The organism is Candidatus Flexicrinis affinis (assembly GCA_016716525.1).
GTDB lineage: Bacteria > Chloroflexota > Anaerolineae > Aggregatilineales > Phototrophicaceae > Flexicrinis > Flexicrinis affinis.
Map to the genome: position 1 here is coordinate 504,963 of JADJWE010000004.1, position 16,674 is coordinate 521,636.

The 16,674-nt window shown below is 62.7% G+C and carries 18 protein-coding genes; 8 read left to right on the forward strand and 10 right to left on the reverse strand.

All coding sequences use genetic code 11. The annotated features are described in order from the left end of the window. Nucleotides 1-8 precede the first annotated feature (8 nt). The 7 genes from cdd to IPM16_14645 all read right to left on the reverse strand — a co-directional run bounded on the left by cdd (nt 9) and on the right by IPM16_14645 (nt 6,773). Nucleotides 9-413 carry a cytidine deaminase gene (cdd, locus tag IPM16_14615; GenBank protein MBK9124335.1) on the reverse strand — a complete coding sequence of 135 codons (405 nt, stop codon included), beginning with the start codon at nt 411-413 and terminating at the stop codon, nt 9-11. A gap of 23 nt (nt 414-436) precedes the next feature. Then, complete coding sequence (locus tag IPM16_14620; GenBank protein MBK9124336.1) at nt 437-1,786, reverse strand: HlyC/CorC family transporter; 1,350 nt, start codon at nt 1,784-1,786, stop codon at nt 437-439. A 365-nt stretch (nt 1,787-2,151) separates the two neighbouring features. Continuing rightward, nucleotides 2,152-2,637, reverse strand: a complete 486-nt coding sequence (locus IPM16_14625) for a tetratricopeptide repeat protein (protein MBK9124337.1) — start codon at nt 2,635-2,637, stop codon at nt 2,152-2,154. After that, nucleotides 2,634-3,872, reverse strand: coding sequence for a phospholipid carrier-dependent glycosyltransferase (locus tag IPM16_14630; protein ID MBK9124338.1), 1,239 nt, complete (start codon nt 3,870-3,872; stop codon nt 2,634-2,636). The genes IPM16_14625 and IPM16_14630 overlap by 4 nt, the downstream gene beginning before the upstream one ends. 1 nt (nt 3,873) lies before the next feature. After that, on the reverse strand, nt 3,874-4,401 hold the full coding sequence (locus IPM16_14635) for a class I SAM-dependent methyltransferase (protein MBK9124339.1): 528 nt from the start codon (nt 4,399-4,401) through the stop codon (nt 3,874-3,876). A 277-nt stretch (nt 4,402-4,678) separates the two neighbouring features. Next, a complete protein-coding gene (locus IPM16_14640) occupies nt 4,679-6,304 on the reverse strand; it encodes a helix-turn-helix domain-containing protein (protein ID MBK9124340.1) in 1,626 nt (541 codons plus the stop codon). Nucleotides 6,305-6,389: 85 nt separating this feature from the next. Continuing rightward, a complete protein-coding gene (locus IPM16_14645) occupies nt 6,390-6,773 on the reverse strand; it encodes a hypothetical protein (protein ID MBK9124341.1) in 384 nt (127 codons plus the stop codon). A 126-nt stretch (nt 6,774-6,899) separates the two neighbouring features. Here IPM16_14645 and IPM16_14650 point away from each other — a divergent pair, with 126 nt between their 5' ends. From IPM16_14650 to IPM16_14670, 5 genes are all read left to right on the forward strand, one after another. Then, on the forward strand, nt 6,900-7,385 hold the full coding sequence (locus IPM16_14650; protein MBK9124342.1) for a GNAT family N-acetyltransferase: 486 nt from the start codon (nt 6,900-6,902) through the stop codon (nt 7,383-7,385). 49 nt (nt 7,386-7,434) lie between these two features. Beyond that, on the forward strand, nt 7,435-8,052 hold the full coding sequence (locus IPM16_14655; GenBank protein ID MBK9124343.1) for a response regulator transcription factor: 618 nt from the start codon (nt 7,435-7,437) through the stop codon (nt 8,050-8,052). Between the two features lie 78 nt (nt 8,053-8,130). Continuing rightward, nucleotides 8,131-8,631: a DNA starvation/stationary phase protection protein Dps gene (dps, locus tag IPM16_14660; GenBank protein MBK9124344.1), complete on the forward strand. Its 501-nt coding sequence runs from the start codon at nt 8,131-8,133 to the stop codon at nt 8,629-8,631. 196 nt (nt 8,632-8,827) lie between these two features. After that, nucleotides 8,828-10,411, forward strand: a complete 1,584-nt coding sequence (locus IPM16_14665) for an SAM-dependent methyltransferase (GenBank protein ID MBK9124345.1) — start codon at nt 8,828-8,830, stop codon at nt 10,409-10,411. Between the two features lie 242 nt (nt 10,412-10,653). Next, nucleotides 10,654-10,998: a DUF427 domain-containing protein gene (locus tag IPM16_14670; GenBank protein MBK9124346.1), complete on the forward strand. Its 345-nt coding sequence runs from the start codon at nt 10,654-10,656 to the stop codon at nt 10,996-10,998. 70 nt (nt 10,999-11,068) lie between these two features. Here the strand turns inward: IPM16_14670 and IPM16_14675 are convergent, their stop codons facing one another. Continuing rightward, the gene (locus IPM16_14675; protein MBK9124347.1) at nt 11,069-12,181 is read right to left on the reverse strand and encodes a PDZ domain-containing protein; all 1,113 of its coding nucleotides are present in this window, start codon (nt 12,179-12,181) and stop codon (nt 11,069-11,071) included. 118 nt (nt 12,182-12,299) lie between these two features. Further along, nucleotides 12,300-13,211 carry a hypothetical protein gene (locus tag IPM16_14680; GenBank protein MBK9124348.1) on the reverse strand — a complete coding sequence of 304 codons (912 nt, stop codon included), beginning with the start codon at nt 13,209-13,211 and terminating at the stop codon, nt 12,300-12,302. Between the two features lie 169 nt (nt 13,212-13,380). Here IPM16_14680 and IPM16_14685 point away from each other — a divergent pair, with 169 nt between their 5' ends. Continuing rightward, nucleotides 13,381-14,310, forward strand: a complete 930-nt coding sequence (locus IPM16_14685; protein ID MBK9124349.1) for a hypothetical protein — start codon at nt 13,381-13,383, stop codon at nt 14,308-14,310. Nucleotides 14,311-14,409: 99 nt separating this feature from the next. Here IPM16_14685 and IPM16_14690 read toward each other — a convergent pair whose 3' ends face one another. Further along, nucleotides 14,410-14,604 (reverse strand): hypothetical protein, encoded by a 195-nt coding sequence (locus tag IPM16_14690; protein ID MBK9124350.1) that lies wholly within the window; start codon nt 14,602-14,604, stop codon nt 14,410-14,412. Nucleotides 14,605-14,856: 252 nt separating this feature from the next. On the opposite strand from IPM16_14690, the gene IPM16_14695 reads away from it, so the two are divergent. Continuing rightward, nucleotides 14,857-15,546 carry a response regulator transcription factor gene (locus IPM16_14695; protein ID MBK9124351.1) on the forward strand — a complete coding sequence of 230 codons (690 nt, stop codon included), beginning with the start codon at nt 14,857-14,859 and terminating at the stop codon, nt 15,544-15,546. 22 nt (nt 15,547-15,568) lie between these two features. Further along, a complete protein-coding gene (locus IPM16_14700) occupies nt 15,569-16,639 on the forward strand; it encodes a hypothetical protein (GenBank protein ID MBK9124352.1) in 1,071 nt (356 codons plus the stop codon). Nucleotides 16,640-16,674: the final 35 nt, after the last annotated feature.

Genomic DNA, 16,674 nt, shown 5'->3' on the forward strand with positions numbered 1-16,674 from the left:
AGGCGAGATCAGGGCCGTGGCAGAGAGTCGGGGCCGAATCCAAGCGGCAGCAGCGCACTCAGCGTCAGGTCGTGGTGAATCGTCCCGTCGAAGTCGACCAGCACGACGCGCAGGTCAGGCGCGAACTCGTAGAGCATCTGGCGGCACTGCCCACATGGGCTGCCGCCGGCGACCGACGCCACGACGACGGTGTCGAACAGGCGATACCCTTCGCTGACGGCCTTGACCAGCGCGGTGCGTTCGGCGCAGATGCCGGACGGATACGCGGCGTTCTCGACATTACAGCCGGTAAATACCGTGCCGTCGTTGGTGCGCAGCGCTGCGCCGACGTGGTAGTGAGAGTAGGGAACATACGCCTTCTGGGCCACGGTGATCGCGTGCTCGATCATCGCGGAGAGGTCTGGGTCGGTCATACGATTGTCCTTTAGCGCGCGGGTCAGCTTTCCACGGCGGCCTGCGGTGTTGTGCCGTCTCGCCGGTCGACCGGTAGCTCGTCACGGGATTCGGTGTCTTCCTCATCGGGGAACAGCCGGCGCACGATGACGGATCGGATGCGCCGCCCGTCCACCTTGTCGACGATCACCGAGACGTGCTTGGTCAACTCGACCGACTCGCCAAGCAGCGGAACCCGGCCGAGGTTCGAATAGATCAAGCCACCGAGCGTGTCGCTTTCGTCGGTGTCGAGGCGCACATCGAGCAGCGCGTTGACGTCGTCGACGTCGATCGTCGCGGTCATGCGCCAAGCGTTCTCGCCCAACGGGACCGCCTCGGCCTCTTCGTCCTCGTCGTATTCGTCGTGAATCTCGCCCACGATCTGTTCGAGTAGGTCCTCGATCGTGACCAGCCCCGCCGTGCCACCGTATTCGTCCACGACGATCGCCATGTGGACGCGTTTGGCGCGCAGGTCTTTGAGCAGTTCGTTGGCGGCCTTCGTCTCAGGGACGAACACCGCCGGGCGCAGCAGATCGCCGGCAACCTTGAACTTCTCGCGGTTGCCGTTGTGGCTCGCCATCAGCAGGTCTTTGGCGATGATCACACCCTTGATGTTGTCGATGCTCTCTTCATAGACCGGCATGCGCGAATAGCCCGACTCATAGAAGCGGCGGCCCAGTTCGCTCACCGGCGTCTTGGCTTCGACCGCGGCGATGTCGATGCGCGGCACCATCAATTCGCTGGCCTTGGTCTCGTCCAGCGTCAAGACGGAGTAGATCATCTCCTTTTCGCCCTCGCCAATCGCGCCGCCGGCCTGACCGGCGTCGACCAGCGTCATGATCTCTTCCTCGGTTACGCGGTTGACCAGTTCGGCGCTGCCGAACAAGCCGGAGACCGCGGTGCCGAGCGCCTCGAGGACGCCGGTTACCGGCGCCAGCACAATCACCAGTGCGCGAAGCGGGTTTACCAACCACAGCGCGAAGCGGTCGGCGTGCAGCGTGGCGACTGCTTCCGGCACAAGATCGCCGAGTGCGAGCGTCAGCAGCACGGTGATGACACCGGTCAGCAGAAGCGCAAGCCATTCCGGCATCGAGGCGGGCTGACCGACCACCAGCGACAACGCGAGGCCGGCGATGATCACCTGCAGCGTGGTGGTGCTGAGCATCATCGTCAGGTGCAAGCGCTCGGGGTGGGCGTTGAGTTGAAGCACGCGTTTAGCACGCAAATTGCCGTTTTCGGCAAGCTCCTGCATCCGCTTATGCCTTGCGTTGGCAATCGCGCCCTTAGCCAGCACGATGGTGGCGTGGAGCATCAGGGCGAGGATGAGGAGTAGGATGGTACTGCCACTGTCCAAATGGATTATCCTTGGCTAGCCGGCGACGGGCGCCAAACGCAAAAAGCCGCGAGATGCGCGGCGTGCGAATGACGATTTGCGACTGCGGGGAGGCAGGGCGCTAGTTAAGCGTCGTCGGGGGAGGGGTTCGGGCGGTTGGCTCGACATGATTGGCCTCAGGCAAATGAGGCCCGCTACATAAACGATTTTTGCATTGTAGCAGAGCCTCCGCCTCAGCGCAACCGGGGGCACCAAGGCTTTAAGTACTGTTTACCCGGAGTTAACCGCCAATTGAACCCGGCAGACGTCAGGTTTCAGTCATCAATTTCGAATGACGTTCGGCGTATCGAGGGGGAATTGGAATGCGCAGGCGATCCTTTCGTGGCTCAATCCAGCAGCGCGTCCGCGTAGTGGCGCAGCGAGCGTTGATACCGTTCGTAGAACTCTGGCGCATCGACGGTCATGTGGATCATCAGCGCGAGCGCCTCGGCGGGCTTGCCGGCGGAGTGCAGCGCCAGCGCCAGAAACGCCTTAAGCGCGCGGTGATCGGGGAAGCGTTCGACGCCTTCGCGCAAGGTCTGTACCGCCGCCTCATGCTGGCCGAGGTTGCGCAGCGAACTGCCCAACTGCACGGCGACCTGAGGCAGCACGGCGTCCGGCAGGCTGAGCGCGATCGCGCGCCGGTAGTACGGCACGGCCTCGGCCTCGTAGCCCGCGAAGTCGTACGCGCCGCCGGTCTCGAACTGCACCATGGCGTCGTCGGGATACTCGGCCGCCAGCGCAAGGAAGTAGTCGATCGCCTGCTGCTCGGTGCCGTCCTGCTCAAGTGCGCGCCCCTCGGCGATGCGCCGCGTGATCGTGTCGTCGTTCATGTCAATGTGCGCCTCCGGGCTAACAAGCCGATCCCTGCCGCAGCCAGTGCGAACAAGGGCGGCAGCGCGGGCAGATAATAGCGCGCCCACGCCAGCGGCGTAATCATCAGCGCGGCGAGCATCGCCCCGGCAGCCCACACGCCGACCGTGACCGAGATGCCATCCCGCCGGCGGATCAGCGCGAAGACGCCGACCAGCGCGAGCCCGAGTGTCAGCACGGCGCGCACTGCATTGAACCACGCCGGTGGCGACCACGGCGACGACTCGTACGCCGCGATCTGCTCGACGATCTGCGGCCACGTGCCCCATTCCGCGACCTCGAAATACTGAGGCTGATCGAGCAGCCCGTACGTCACATAGCCGTTGACTTGCAGGCCGAAATCGCCGTAGTCGCCGAACGCGACGACTTGCTCGGCTAGCAAATCCGAGCGCAGGCGCATAACCTCGTCGAACGTGCCCAGCGGGTCGCTCCACCACGCCGGATTGAACGCGAAGAACACGGCCAGTGCGATCACGCCCCCGGCCGCGAGGCTGATCAGCCGGCGCTGACGCCCTTGCAGCGTGACGGCCAGCCCCAGCCCGGCGAACAGCGGGCCGAGCGTCAGCACGGCGCTGTGCTTGCTGGCGAGCGCCATCCCGGCCCCGATGCCGAGCGGGATCAGCCACAGCCAGCGGCGGCGTTCCGCGGCGATCCAGCGCAGGCCGGCCAGCACCGACAGCAGGGAGAACAACAGCAGCGGCGCTTCCATCATGGCGCGCCGCCCGTTGATCAGCAGATTCGGGCTGAACGCGATCAGCGCGGCCATCAGCGCGCCGCCCCACAGTCCGCCGACCTGCGCGCCGACTCCGTATGCCGCCGGGACGCTGAGCGCGAGCAAGAGCGCGATGGCGATGCGCTGGGTGGTGAGCAGGCGCTCGTCCGGGATGTGGCCGTTGTCGCGGTTGTACGTGTAGTCCGCGCCCCACAGCCACGGCGTGTTGAGCGATTCGGCGCTGCCGCCGGTCAGGTGATGCGCGAACCCGCCCAAGTACTTCTGCACGCGCCCGTCGAGCAGGCGCAGGCGCTCGACCATCGGGTCTTCGGTCGACAGGTCGCGCCGGACAAACTGGTCGAAGTAGTCACGGGTGGTGAAGATCAGCGTCGACTCGTCGCCATGGAACGGCACGGACGGCGCGCCTAGCAGCGTGTACGCCATCAAGGCGATGAGGTAGGCGGGGATGAGCAGTCGGCGCATGCTACGGCTCCGGGTGATCGTTCTTCCGGGCGAAAAGGATGCCGCCCGTCCGCTTCACGACAGACCACGGTACGGAATCGGACTCGAGAAGCTGCACCATAGACGGTATGTTCATTTTCTCATCGGCGATCAGGACGTAACCACCGCTGCGCACCGCGCTACAGACGCGGGCCAGTACCTTGAGACGGCTCGATTCCTCAAGCATGTGCAGCGTGCGATCAACGACCGCCACGTCGAAGGTTCCGGACGGCGCGAAGTCGCGGAGGTCGGCGACGAACCCTTCGATATTCAGTCCCTCAGCGCGGGCATCTTCGAGGAGCTGCGCGACTCCCGTTTCGGATAGATCGACACCCACGACGTGATGGCCCAGGCGGCCGATGAACAGCGCGTCACGCCCCTGACCGCAGCCGACATCCAGCACGTCGGCCCTGGTCTTGTCGTAGCGCCTGAAGAACTCGACGAACGCCTTGGTCGGTTGGCCCAACGCGTGTCGCTGCGCTCGATACAGCGCCTCGTAATCCGTCGGCATACATCCTCACTTCCACAATCGACGCCACGTGCGCCATTCTAGCCGATTCAGCCGACCGGTACGATTTCGCGGTTGGGTTGTGGGCAGTCGCCAGGTGTCGTTACAGGATATGTCCTGTCCATTGTACGACGTCGGGGCGGACCGGCGGACGCGATGTATCGCGTCCCTACCACACGGCGGGATAATCGTGTTGTCGGAACCGATTCAACGCTGACTAACGTCTGATACCTGACAACTGAGGCCCGAATCCTGAATACTGATGACTGCTACCTGGCAACTAGCTCAGGCTCAACAGCCGCCGGATCGTGAGGGCGAGGTGCAGGGCCAGCCGCGTCTCGGGCCGGTCGAGGTCGATGCTGGCGATCTCGTTGATGCGGTTCATGCGGTACAGCAGCGTGTTGCGATGCACGATCAACTGCTCGGCCGTCTGGCTCAGGTTGCCGTGGCAGTTGAAGAACGCCTCCAGCGTCTTGATCAGGTCGGCGTTCTGGCGCTGATCGTAGTCGAGCAGTGCGCCCAGTGTCGTCTGGCAGAACTGCGCCAGCATCTCGCGGTCGCTCAGGTTGAGGATGAGCTGATACACGCCGAGGTCGCCGATGAACAGCGGCGTCTCGGTCTGCAAGCGGCGGGCGAGTTCGAGCGCCTGCGACGCGTCGCGGTGGCTGACGCGCCACGAGCCGACGTCGCGGGCAAGCTGGCCGAGACCGGTCGCGACCTTGTTGTGCGGGAACTGGCGGTGGATCTCGTCGATCACTTGCCGCGCCAACTTGAGGCTGGAGTCGATCGGATGATCGCCGTTGACCGCGTGGAACACCAGCACCTGATTCTCCGGCTCGCGCAGCCACACCAGCGCCGGGGAGCGTTGGGCCGAGATCACGCTGTTGACGAGCGTTTCGAGTCGGCGCGCAGACGGCGCCTTGTCGCCCTGCCACGCCAGCAGTATCGCGATGTGCGGGAGCTGCATGTCGTGGTCGAAGCGTTCGCCCTGCTTGACCGCTTCCTGCTGGCTGACGTCACCGTTGAGCAGGCGTTCCAGGAACGTCCCGCGCAGGCGCTTTTCGGTGTCGTTGATTGCCTTGGCCTTCGCCATTTCGAGGCCGCAGGCGGCCGCGCCATGCTCGACCACCAGCGCGTCGATCTCGTCGAGGTCGGTCTCGATGCCGATGATCGACAAGTAGCCGCGGCCGATGTCATTGGTAATCACCGGCGCGACGAGGCGGGCGAGGCCGGGCAGGCTCATCGCCTGCATGACGGTCGGCGTGTCGATCTCGGTCACGCGGTGCCGATCCTGCAGTTCGACCGGGACGTGCTTTGGCTCGGAGATGAAGCTCTCGATCGAGTCCCACGTGCCGACCAACTGCGGGTGCGGCTTGCTGACGAGTGTCTGCAGGCGTTTGTCTTGCAGAACGACCGCCTTGTTGGTCAGCCGCGCGATGGCCTCGATCAGCTCGGACAAGCCCTCGTTGCGCGCGGTGATCTCGGTGAGCTGGCGGAAGATCTGCTGCCCGCGCCGCTCGAGTTGGCCCTTGCGGTCGACCAGCAGCGAAATGACCGACTTCTCGACGATGCGGGGCCGGCTGTTGGGTGGCAGCAGCAGCACCGGCATGCTGTAGGCTTTGGCTTCGGCCAGCGCCGACGGCGACACCGCCTCATGAAATACGAGCGCCGAGACTTTCGCCTCGGACGCCCAGCGCACCAGTTCGATGTCGGTGGTCTTGCGGATCGTGTTGCTTTCCAGCGGCGCGACGAATACGAGTTCGCCGTTCTGCACCTGTTTGTGTACGGGGTCGTCGGGCGGGTAGATCACCGATGCCCACACCACCGGCCGGTTCAGCAAGCCCTCGCCGGCAAGCACGCGCGTTTCTAACGGGAGCGCCAGCTTGCGGCATTCCTCGATGGACACACGGTTGGAGTCGTTTGCGGTATCCAAGATGTCTGAACTATCGGAAGGAGTTCGTTGTTTATCCATAAACACCGCGGTCTCGATGTCAGCCTTCGCCGGTGAACACGCCGAACGCGATCACGGCCGCGAACACCAACAACGAAAATCCAATCAAATCACGCTCGGGGTTGATCTGCAAGCCATAGAACACGGTCGCTGCCATCAACGCGCCGCCGACCCATACGATCGGTGATACTCGCCAACGCCGCGTGTACTGGTAGATTCCCGATCCAAACAAGATGATCGCGCCAGCGAGCGGCGCTACCCAGTTGGGCAGATCGAGACCGTCGGGAAGCAGGCTGAGAATGGCGAATACGACGACGAGCAGCGCCCACGTAATGTGTTCGACGCGCGCCTCAGCTTGGCTCTTCCGGCGAGGGTAGCTGCCCTGCGCGCTGCGGCTCTGACTGCGGCTGCGACGACGTGCCAATCAACCTCCTTTATAGAACAATCTTTCAAGTGTAGCAGACAAGCAAGGATTTTGCAGCATCTCCGGCTGAGCGCCGCTGACCGTCCGATATACTTGCGGCAATCGCTCGCATTTTGGAGACGAACGATGTCGAACCTGCCGGATGTGGTGCTTCGCCCCGTGACAGCCGATGATCTCCCGATCTTGTTTGAGCAGCAGTTGGACGCCGAAGCGAACTGGATGTCGGCGTTCACCTTCGAGGATCCGTCCGATCGGGCCGGTTACATGACCCACTGGAACTCGCTCCTTACGAATAAGGACATCGTGCTGCGCGCGATCGAATGGCGCGGGCAACTGGCTGGATACGTCCTCAGCTTTACGCTGTTCGGCCGTCTTTCGGTTGCCTATTGGCTCGGCCGCGAGTTTTGGGGCAAGGGCATAGCGACCGCCGGCCTTACTGCCTTTCTGGACATACAGAGGACGCGCCCGATCTATGCCCGTGTCGCTAAGGACAATCTCGGCTCGAGGCGCGTCCTCGAAAAGTGCGGGTTCCAGATCATCGGGGAGGAGCGCAACTTCGCCAACGCCCGCAAGGCGGAGACTGACGAGTTGATCGTCGAACGGCGCGCCTGACCAAGGCTGCCAACGCGCCTCTAACACAGGTGTGCGACACTAACGGCCGATGCGCATACTTGTGATCGCTGAGGGCGTCCTCGCCCGCGCGGGGCTTGCTGCCCTGCTTTCCGACGTCGTCGATGTTGACGTGGCAGGGCAGACCTCGCCTGCCGAGAGCCTGATCGACGATCTGGACCTGTATCACCCCGACGCCGTGGTGTTCGACCTCGGCTACGATCCGGCGCGCTGGACGCTGGCACTTACCACGTTGACCGCGCCCGCGCTGCTTCTGCTGCCGGATACCGCCAGCGCATACAGCGTCACCGCGGCGGTACCGATCGGCCTTCCGCTCGCCCTTCTGCTGCGCGACGGCGACCCGCGCCGCCTCGCCCACGCCCTGTCCGCGCTTGGCGCCGGCCTGACGATCCTCGACCCGATCCTCGCCGACACGCTGCTGCCCAGCGGCGCAGACGACGATACGCCGGTCGAGAAGCTGACCCCGCGCGAGGTCGAAGTGCTGCAGCTGATGGCCGCAGGCCTGACCAACAAGGCGATCGGCCTCCGGCTCGAGATCAGCGCCAACACGGTGAAGTATCACGTCAACACGATTCTGTCCAAACTGGGCGCGCAAAGCCGTACCGAAGCGGTCGTGCGTGGCAGCAGGCTCGGCCTCGTCATGCTCTAGGGCACACCGTGTAAGTCCTTGCCGCCCCTAAGCGTCTATAGAGTATGAGTATTGGGTTCCACCTATTTGGAGGACAACATGGCTATCGCAAATGACGTTCGTCTTCATCAGACCCGCAATGACTTGGCTCAGTCGACGCGGGAAGCAATGATCGATCTCTTGAACCAGACACTGGCCGACCTGAGCGATCTGCACAGCCACGCGAAGCAGGCCCACTGGAACATCCGCGGCATGGAGTTCATCGCGCTGCACGAGCTGTTCGACGAACTTGCCGAAGAGCTGGACGGCCACATCGACACGGTCGCCGAACGCGTAACCGCGCTGGGTGGCACGGCGCTCGGCACTGCCCGTTTGGCTGCTGCCAACAGCCGCCTCGCCGAGTTCCCGCTCAACCTGAGCGGTGCCAAGGCGTTTACGGAGGCGTTAGCCGACCGTTACGGCACCGCCGCCAACCTCGTCCGTAAGGCGATCGACGTTGCCGACGAGGCCGGCGACATGAACACGGCAGACCTGTTCACCGAGGTCAGCCGCGATCTCGACAAGCGCCTGTGGTTCCTCGAGGCGCACCTAAGCGAGTAGCACGCGCATTCAGCTTCAATCGCACGGACGGGCGGCTCGACACGGGTCGCCCATTTTCTATTGTGATGCGTGATAGATGGCGAAGCGACCGCTGCCTTCTGACCCCTGATTCCTGACATCTGGCCCCCGACTCCTGAACACTCCAAATGCGCTACACTGTGCGCCGGCAAATTCGCGGCAGTACTTGGGGTGGGGAATGAGCGAACAGCGTATCTTGGTCGAGGATGCTCGGCGACTGTCGGAGTCGATCCTGTGGCAGCTTCAGCGCGACTACTACGCGGGGGAGGGAATCAAAGCGTGGAAGACCGACCGCGTTCCCCACGTCGTCACCAACAACGCGTTCTTGGCAAAAGCGTACGCACGAATCGTATACGGCTTCCTGCGCGACTGGCAGCACCAGATCGACCGGTCCGAGCCGGTGTATGTCGTCGAATTGGGCGCGGGTACGGGCCGGCTGGCGTTCGGATTCTTGCGAAAGTGGCTGACCTTCTTCCCGCAGTCGGCGCTGCGGGACATCAAACTCACGTACGTGATCACCGACTTCGCCGAGGAGAACGTCCGCTTCTGGCAGCAGCACCCGACGTTAAAGCCGTATGTGGACGCCGGACAGCTCGACTTCGCGACATTCGACGCGACACAGCCGGGGCCGATTCACCTGCGCGCGTCGGGCAAGACGCTGAACCCGGGAGAACTGGCGAATCCGCTGGTCGTGCTCGCCAACTACTTCTTTGACTCCCTGCCGCAGGATACGTTTGCGCTCAAGGGCGGCACGTTCTACGAGGGGCGTGTCAAGGTCAACCGGGTGGTGAAGGAAGGCGAGCAGTCAACCGGGCTGGACAACCTCAAGCTCGGATTTGAACTCGCCCCTGCCGATGTCGATACGTACTATTCCGACCCGGACTACAACGCCGTTCTCAAGCCGTACGCCGAGATCGGCGACGACACGTGGGTGTTGTTCCCGATTACGGGTTTCGAGGTGCTGCGGCACCTCAACGCGTTGTCCGGCGGCAGGCTGTTGCTGCTAACCGCTGACAAGGGGTATCACCGGTGGGAAGACGCGTCGCAGCGCCATCAGCCGTTCTTCAACCTGCACGGCAGCTTTTCGTTGATGGTGAACTACCACGCGCTCGGCGAAATGATGCGCCGATGGGGCGGTGACATCATCACAAATTCGCACACGACCATCGCCATCGACATCTGCGCGCTGACCGGTCCGGTATCGCCCGACGACTACGTCGAGACCCGGCAGGCGTATGTTGAATACGCCGAGGAACTCAGCCCTGACGACTTCTACCACCTGAAGGTGTACGCTCGACCGGGACAGACCGAGCGTGTCAAGCCGGACGAGATCATCGCGCATATTCGCTTCTCCGGCTACGACCCGCACGTCATGCTGCACCATTTCGCCGAGTTGTTCGCGCAGCTCGAGTCGACTACGCACGTTCAGCGCGACGAACTGCGCATCATTGCGCACAAGGCGTACGAGAACTACTACGAAATCGGCGAACCGTACGACATGGCGTTCGCGTGTGCGTCGCTCCTGAGCGGCGCCGGTTTCTACGAGGACGCGCTGCCGTATTTCCACCGCTCGCGCGAGACTCACGGCGACGCGCCGGAGACTCTCTACAACTTGGCGATTTGCCACGCCTGCTTGACCCAGTATGACGACGCGATCGCGCTGACCGAAACGCTGGTCGAGCGGGTGCCGGAGCACGAGACGTACCAGCGCCTGCTCGAACAACTTCGAATCCAGTCGGCCAAGACCGCAGCCCCCGACTAAGCGAGAAGTTGAAAGTGCTGAGTGCTGAGAGGACGCCATGCCCTATCGCTCGTTTAGCTGAGCAAAATGAGAGGCTGAATCTCTCGACTTACGAACAAGGACCTAGATATTCTGAGAACGCCGTTCGCGAACGCTCAGCACGCACTCACCGGCTGAGCCGTAAGACGATGTTTCGGCCCTCCGTCAGGGGAGATGGACGCGTGTCCGTTTGTTGACCCATCTGGTGTGGAGAGTTGAACGTAATGCCGCTTATCATCCGCGAGAAGAACAGCGATGCCGTAATCGCCGAGGGCAGCCCGGCCGATCAGACCGCCCAAGTGTTCGAAGGCAATTGGTACTTCGACCCGTCTGTGGTCGATATGACGCATCTCAAGGTCACCGAGCGTACGTACACCTGCCCCTACAAGGGCGTGTGCTTCTGGATCGACCTCGACACCCCGGAAGCGAAGGCGCAGAACATCGCGTGGGTGTACAACAATCCCAAGCCCGGGTTCGAGATGATCAAGGATCGGATCGGGTTCTACTCGCGCGACACGTCCGGCACGGTCGCGGTCAAGCAGACGGACAGCGAAGCGCACCCCGCGTAGCGACGTGCGAAAGACGCAAAGAGGGCGACCCATCGGGCCGCCCTCTTTTGATTCGTGACGCAGGCCGGAACTAAGCCGAAGCGTCCTCGGTGGCTGGCTCGGCGGGAACCGGCAGCGTACCTTCCATACCGGGGATCGTGAAGTCGAACCCGTCAAGCTGGATGGCGTCGGTCGGGACGAACAGGTCGTATACTCCCGGTTCGTCCTCGCGCTCGACCAAGCGCAGGCCCAGCGCCTCGAGCGCTGCGGTCGCCTCAGGGGTCAGGGCGGCGGGGTCGGCCGGGGTGAACGGCACGCGGAACTCGAACCCGTCACCCGCTTCGTTCGGGACGATCATCATGCCGTGGCCGAACCCGAACCCGCGCCGGCCGAACATCTCGGGCATCATCGGCATCAGTTCTTCCAGATTCGGGACCATGACAGCCTCGGTCTTCTCGACACTGGCGGTCAGTTCGACCGTTTCGCCGGCACGGGTGACCGTGACTGCGATTTCGACGGTGCCGACTTCGGCATCCTGCCATGCGCTGCGCACGGCTTCGATGACTGCGCGGGCGTCTGCCGTCTCTTCACCGTTGATTGCAGTGATGACGTCGTCAGCCTGCAGGCCAGCGGCCTCAGCCGCGCTGCCTTCGAGGACGTCCGCCACCAGCGCACCGCCCTCGCCGTCCGTTACAGTCACGCCCAGAATGGGGCGCTGCGCCGAGAACAGCTCGAACATCGGGCCGTCGCCCGGGCCATAGCGGAATTCGAAGCGGGGCTGGTCGCCCTGGCCACGTCCGCCGCGGTCGTCACGGAACTGGAAGCCCGGGCCGCGCCGGATGGTGATGTCGGCCGGAGTCTCGGCGAAGGTGACTTCGACGGTCTGTTCCTCGCCGTCACGCAGCAGGGTGACGCTGGCGGTGTCGCCCACGGCGTAGCCCAAGACGGTGTCGCGCAGCGTTTCGGCGGTGATGGCTGTCTCGCCGATCGCGGTGATGATGTCGCCCGATTGGATGCCAGCGGCTTCCGCCGGGCTGTCGGATACGACGTCGATCACGACGGCACCCTCATCCGCCGCGTCGAAGGTGATGCCGAAGAATGGCGTCGGTGCCGCTTCTTCATCCTGAGCGGCGGCCAAGCCGGCCACACCGAGGGCGGCCGCGGCGATCGCCCCCACAATCAGTAGAACGCGAATACGTTTCATGGCTGTAGTGCTCTCCTTTACACGTTTGCACTGCCACTACACTAGTCGCGCAGTTTTGATTGTTTTTTGGCAACCTGTAAATTGAATGTAAACTGTGGCGCCGTGGATTAGAGGTGCTTTAGTTCGCAAATCCGGCGTAGTACGTCCAGCCTGCGCCGGGCGTCAGCATGAACACGCGGCCGAGGCTGTCGTTGACGAAGATCGTGCCGTCGCTGCGCGTCACGATCTTGACGCTGTACGGCTCTTCCCACTCCATTGTGGCCCATCCGACCCGGTTCAGGATTTCTTCCGGCGGAGCCTCGCGCCACAGTTTGCCGAAGCCGCGCCACGGCTGCCACGTGTTAGGCGGGCGCGCCGGATCGCTGTTGCGGGCCGGGTCGTCCCACGGGTGAATGTTCTCGTCGAACGTGTCGACATAGCGCCGCCAGTACGGCTGAAGACCGTCCGAGAACATGACGTAGATCGCATCCTGCTGTCCGACCCAGATCATGTGGCCGCGTTCGAAGGTCTGATAGACGCCTTGTCCGACTGTCGCGGGCGCCAGCGGGCAACCCGACGGCGGCGGCTGAATGAACGCCCACTGATTCAGGCACAGCTCGTCGACCGGCTGAATGACGACCGCGGGAATCGGTGTAAACACGACCGTCGGGAAAAGCAAGGTGGTCGCCGTGGCGGTGACGGTCACCGTCGGCGTCGGGCTGACGGTCGGCGTGGTCGTCGAGGTCGGGGTTTGCGACGGGGTTTTGCTGGGGGGCAGGGTCGGTGTGACTAGCACGGCGTCGGCGGGCTGAGTCACGATCTGCAGCGGCGACACGCGTTCCACGTTCTGAGTCGGCGTTTCGGTGGGGGCGGCGGTCGCATCGGGCGGCGGGGTATGGCTCGCCGTCACTGTGGGCGGCGGCGTGGTCGGGGCAAGGGTCACGTCGGTCAGCAACCGCACGCCGGTGCCGGCATCCGGTGCCGGACGCGGCGAACACGCCGTCAAGACAGCGAACAATATAATCACGACGAGCGGGCGCATGTGAGTCATGACGGGCGATACTAGCACAGCCCCGACCGACCGCAAACCGCCGCCATCCTGACGCAACGCCGGTCGGCCTCGGAAAATCTGCCGCAATCCGTACAATAGAGTCTACCATTGGATCGCATGGCGTCACGTGCGCGGCGATCCTTGTCGGAACAATCTAGGGAGCACACCCATGAAGCGCCTTACCCTCATGCTCATAGCCGTGATTCTGACGGCGGCATTCGCTCCGCTGGCAGGCGCGCAGGATAGCTTCGATCTCATTTCGCCGGATGGCAGCACGCTGATCCGTGATCTGAACGTGGCATCACTCACGTTCGTGTGGGAGCCGTTGACGGGCGCTACCGCCTACGACATCTCGGTGTTCAAGGTCAGCACGAACGTCAAGGACACCCCGCTCGGGCCGGTGTTCACCAGCTCGATATTGTCGGGGTCATGCGGCGCGACCTGTTCTTACACGCCGACCGGGCCACAGCAGGCGCTGCTTGACGGGGGCCAATTCGCGTGGACAGTCGAAGCCAGCACACCGGGTGGCGATGTCGAAGCGTCGAACGCGCCGATCCTGTTCAGCGTCAATCGCGGCGCGACGGAGTTTGTGGTCAACGGCGATTTTGACACCGGGAACCTGACGCCGTGGATCGGCAAGAACCTCACCAACGACTCGATCCGCGCTGGCGACGGTATCGGCGGGTCGTACGCGTTCCGCTTCAAGGGCGGCGTGGGTGAAAACGCGCAGATCAAGCAGAAATTCAACGCCGCACACTATGCGATCTCGGTGGGCGACTCGCTGCAGTTCAACGCTCAGTTCTATGCCCCCAAACCCAACCCGACCGCGACGTTCACGGTCAAGGTGGTTTACACCGACGCAAGCGGACTGGCCACAGAGAAGTTCGTGCGTACTGTGACTCAGAATGGTGCATACGCGCCGGTCGCGCCGCTGAATATCTTCCCGGACGGTCCGGTGGAGAAGCTGCAAGTGCAGATCAAGCACGCGAGCGCCAAAGGCAAGGTGTACATCGAAGAGGTGAGCCTCATGCTGGACGCGGTTGGGCCGCGGACGCTGCTGCCCGGCGCGCTGCCGGTGCCGCCCCCGCCGGGCTGGTAAACCTGACTGATCGCTCCAAGTCAATCGAATAAACGAAAAGCCCCGTGCTGGGCGCAGCAGCACGGGGCTTTTCGTATGGATGAGGCAGACGGTAGGGGGCTACCGCCGCACAACCACCTTGCGCGGCTTCAAATCCGGCAAGATGACAGCCTCCTGCGTAGGGCATTCGTCGCCAAATGGGTCGTCAGGCAGCTCGTACTCGCTGTGTGAGAAACGGCTCCGGTCGGGTTGATCGGGCAGGACGACTTGCCATTCGAGACCAAACTTAATGGTTCGCTGCACGATCAGGTTCATAAATTGCCCTCCCATGGACGGTTTGGCGCTTAGAACGCATGTTCTTATTCTCCCCGAAAAAGACCGTTTTGTCAACCACTTGAATCACCAATTTCGGAACGATCTGACACCAGTTTTCGCGCTGTGCCGTCCCTTATTGCATGAACTCTCAACTTAGGTTTATACTGCTTTCTAACGGGGAACCTTGCCCGTACTAGGGTCAGGTGCGTTCGTTGTCTCGTCGGTAAGCGAACAGAAAAGGAGGTGATCGCAATGGAACTGCGAGCCAAGTCGATCACCGTTCAAATCATCGAAGATCATGAGATATTCCAGCATGGGCTTGTGCGCGCGCTGGAGATGGCGGGCAACATGGAAGTTGTCGGCCGCGCTGTGACTGGCCTTGCCGGTATGCAGGGCGTCCGCCACTACCGGCCCGACGTCGTCTTGATGGACGTCAACCTACCGGACATCAACGGTGTTCAGTTGACGCGCCAGCTCAAGCAGGAGCGCATCCCTTCAAGGATTATCTTGCTGACAGCGCACCACGACGAGAATCAGACTCTGTACGCGATGCGATCTGGCGCGCACGGCTACTGCTCCAAAGACATTGGCCCCGTGGAGTTGATCAACGTCATCGAGGCCGTCAGCCGCGGCAATTACGTGATCGACCACCAGATCTTGTCCCCCGAGCAGTTCGACACGTGGCTGAATTCGCAGGTTCAGCAAGCGAGTCGCGGTTCGCGCGAGACGTCCACCGGCCATTACGTCCCGCTCAGCCCGCGCGAGTTGGAAATCCTCACCTGCCTCACCATGGGGATGAGCAACAAGGAAATCGCCGCGCATCTCAGCATTAGCCAACAGACCGTCAAGAACCACATGACATCGATCATGACCAAGCTCAATGTCAACGATCGGACACAAGCAGCCCTTACGGCCCTCCGTAATGGTTGGGTGAGCCGGTAACGTTTGCCTACAGGATTCCTGAATGTTTGACAATCCGTCCAATGTGACTACCGACGCCAAACAGCAGCTCATTCAGATGGTCAACGATGAGCTGGGGAACCTGAAGCGGCGAATCAACGAGATCAAGTCGCAGATCGCTACACAGCAGACGATGGTCGACCGCGAAGAGCAGCGCAATACCGACATTGCGGCTGGTCTGGTGGCCATGCGTCAAAACATCGACACGACCCCCCGTGAAGACATCCGCGACCGCTACGATTCCGCCATGGAAGCCCGCCAGCGGCTGGCGACCATGCGCGGCCAGCTTGAGCGGTTTCAGGCTGGGTTGGAGTTGATGAACGGTCAGCTCACACTGCTGCAGACCATCGCAGGGCGCATCAGTGGGGTTGACATTTCCGCGGAAGACCTCGACAGCGACAGCGGCGCGAAAGCGGCGGTCGTCAGCATCAAGCGCATCGTCGAAGCGCAGGAGCAGGAACGTCAGCGCCTTGCCCGTCAGATGCACGACGGCCCAGCCCAGTCGCTGACGAACTTTATCTTGCAGGCGGACATTTGCAGCCGTGAGTTCGACCGCGATCCCGAACGTGCGGCCGACGAGCTCGGCAACCTCAAGGATTCGGCCAAGTCGACCCTGAGCAAAGTGCGCGACTTTATTTTCGACCTGCGCCCGATGATGCTGGACGACCTCGGCCTGCTGCCGACGCTCAAGCGCTATACATCGCGCTTCAAGGACCGCAGCGACCTCGAGATCGAGTTTGATGTCGTGGGCGAAGAACGGCGCTTGGAAGATTACCGCCAGATCCTGATCTTCCGCGGAATTCAGGAACTCATCGTCCACGCCCGCGACTACGCCAGCGCATCGAACGTGAAGGTGCGCATGGACATCACCGGCGACCCGATCAAGGTGCTGGTCGAGGACGATGGTCGCGGCTTCGACACGTTGGTCATGGAAGCCGGCGACGAAAGCAAGATGACCGCGCGCATGCGCGATCTCATCACCATGCGCGACAAGTTCGAGCTGGTGCGCGGCACCGTTTTGGTCCAAAGCAGCGAGGAAGGCACGCAGGTGCGTCTGGAGCTGCCTGCAGGTTAGTTCTTTTGCAACACGTTTTTTTGGTCTTGGGGGAC

What these genes read in the sequence shown, in the direction of transcription:
- IPM16_14700 (MBK9124352.1), top strand. Translation starts at nt 15,569, where the DNA reads ATGTTTGACAATCCGTCCAATGTGACTACCGACGCCAAACAGCAGCTC.
- IPM16_14670 (MBK9124346.1), top strand. Translation starts at nt 10,654, where the DNA reads ATGCCGCTTATCATCCGCGAGAAGAACAGCGATGCCGTAATCGCCGAG.
- IPM16_14685 (MBK9124349.1), top strand. Translation starts at nt 13,381, where the DNA reads ATGAAGCGCCTTACCCTCATGCTCATAGCCGTGATTCTGACGGCGGCA.
- IPM16_14695 (MBK9124351.1), top strand. Translation starts at nt 14,857, where the DNA reads ATGGAACTGCGAGCCAAGTCGATCACCGTTCAAATCATCGAAGATCAT.
- IPM16_14625 (MBK9124337.1), bottom strand. Translation starts at nt 2,637, where the DNA reads ATGAACGACGACACGATCACGCGGCGCATCGCCGAGGGGCGCGCACTT.
- cdd (MBK9124335.1), bottom strand. Translation starts at nt 413, where the DNA reads ATGACCGACCCAGACCTCTCCGCGATGATCGAGCACGCGATCACCGTG.
- IPM16_14630 (MBK9124338.1), bottom strand. Translation starts at nt 3,872, where the DNA reads ATGCGCCGACTGCTCATCCCCGCCTACCTCATCGCCTTGATGGCGTAC.
- dps (MBK9124344.1), top strand. Translation starts at nt 8,131, where the DNA reads ATGGCTATCGCAAATGACGTTCGTCTTCATCAGACCCGCAATGACTTG.
- IPM16_14680 (MBK9124348.1), bottom strand. Translation starts at nt 13,211, where the DNA reads ATGACTCACATGCGCCCGCTCGTCGTGATTATATTGTTCGCTGTCTTG.
- IPM16_14690 (MBK9124350.1), bottom strand. Translation starts at nt 14,604, where the DNA reads ATGAACCTGATCGTGCAGCGAACCATTAAGTTTGGTCTCGAATGGCAA.
- IPM16_14635 (MBK9124339.1), bottom strand. Translation starts at nt 4,401, where the DNA reads ATGCCGACGGATTACGAGGCGCTGTATCGAGCGCAGCGACACGCGTTG.
- IPM16_14665 (MBK9124345.1), top strand. Translation starts at nt 8,828, where the DNA reads ATGAGCGAACAGCGTATCTTGGTCGAGGATGCTCGGCGACTGTCGGAG.
- IPM16_14655 (MBK9124343.1), top strand. Translation starts at nt 7,435, where the DNA reads ATGCGCATACTTGTGATCGCTGAGGGCGTCCTCGCCCGCGCGGGGCTT.
- IPM16_14650 (MBK9124342.1), top strand. Translation starts at nt 6,900, where the DNA reads ATGTCGAACCTGCCGGATGTGGTGCTTCGCCCCGTGACAGCCGATGAT.
- IPM16_14675 (MBK9124347.1), bottom strand. Translation starts at nt 12,181, where the DNA reads ATGAAACGTATTCGCGTTCTACTGATTGTGGGGGCGATCGCCGCGGCC.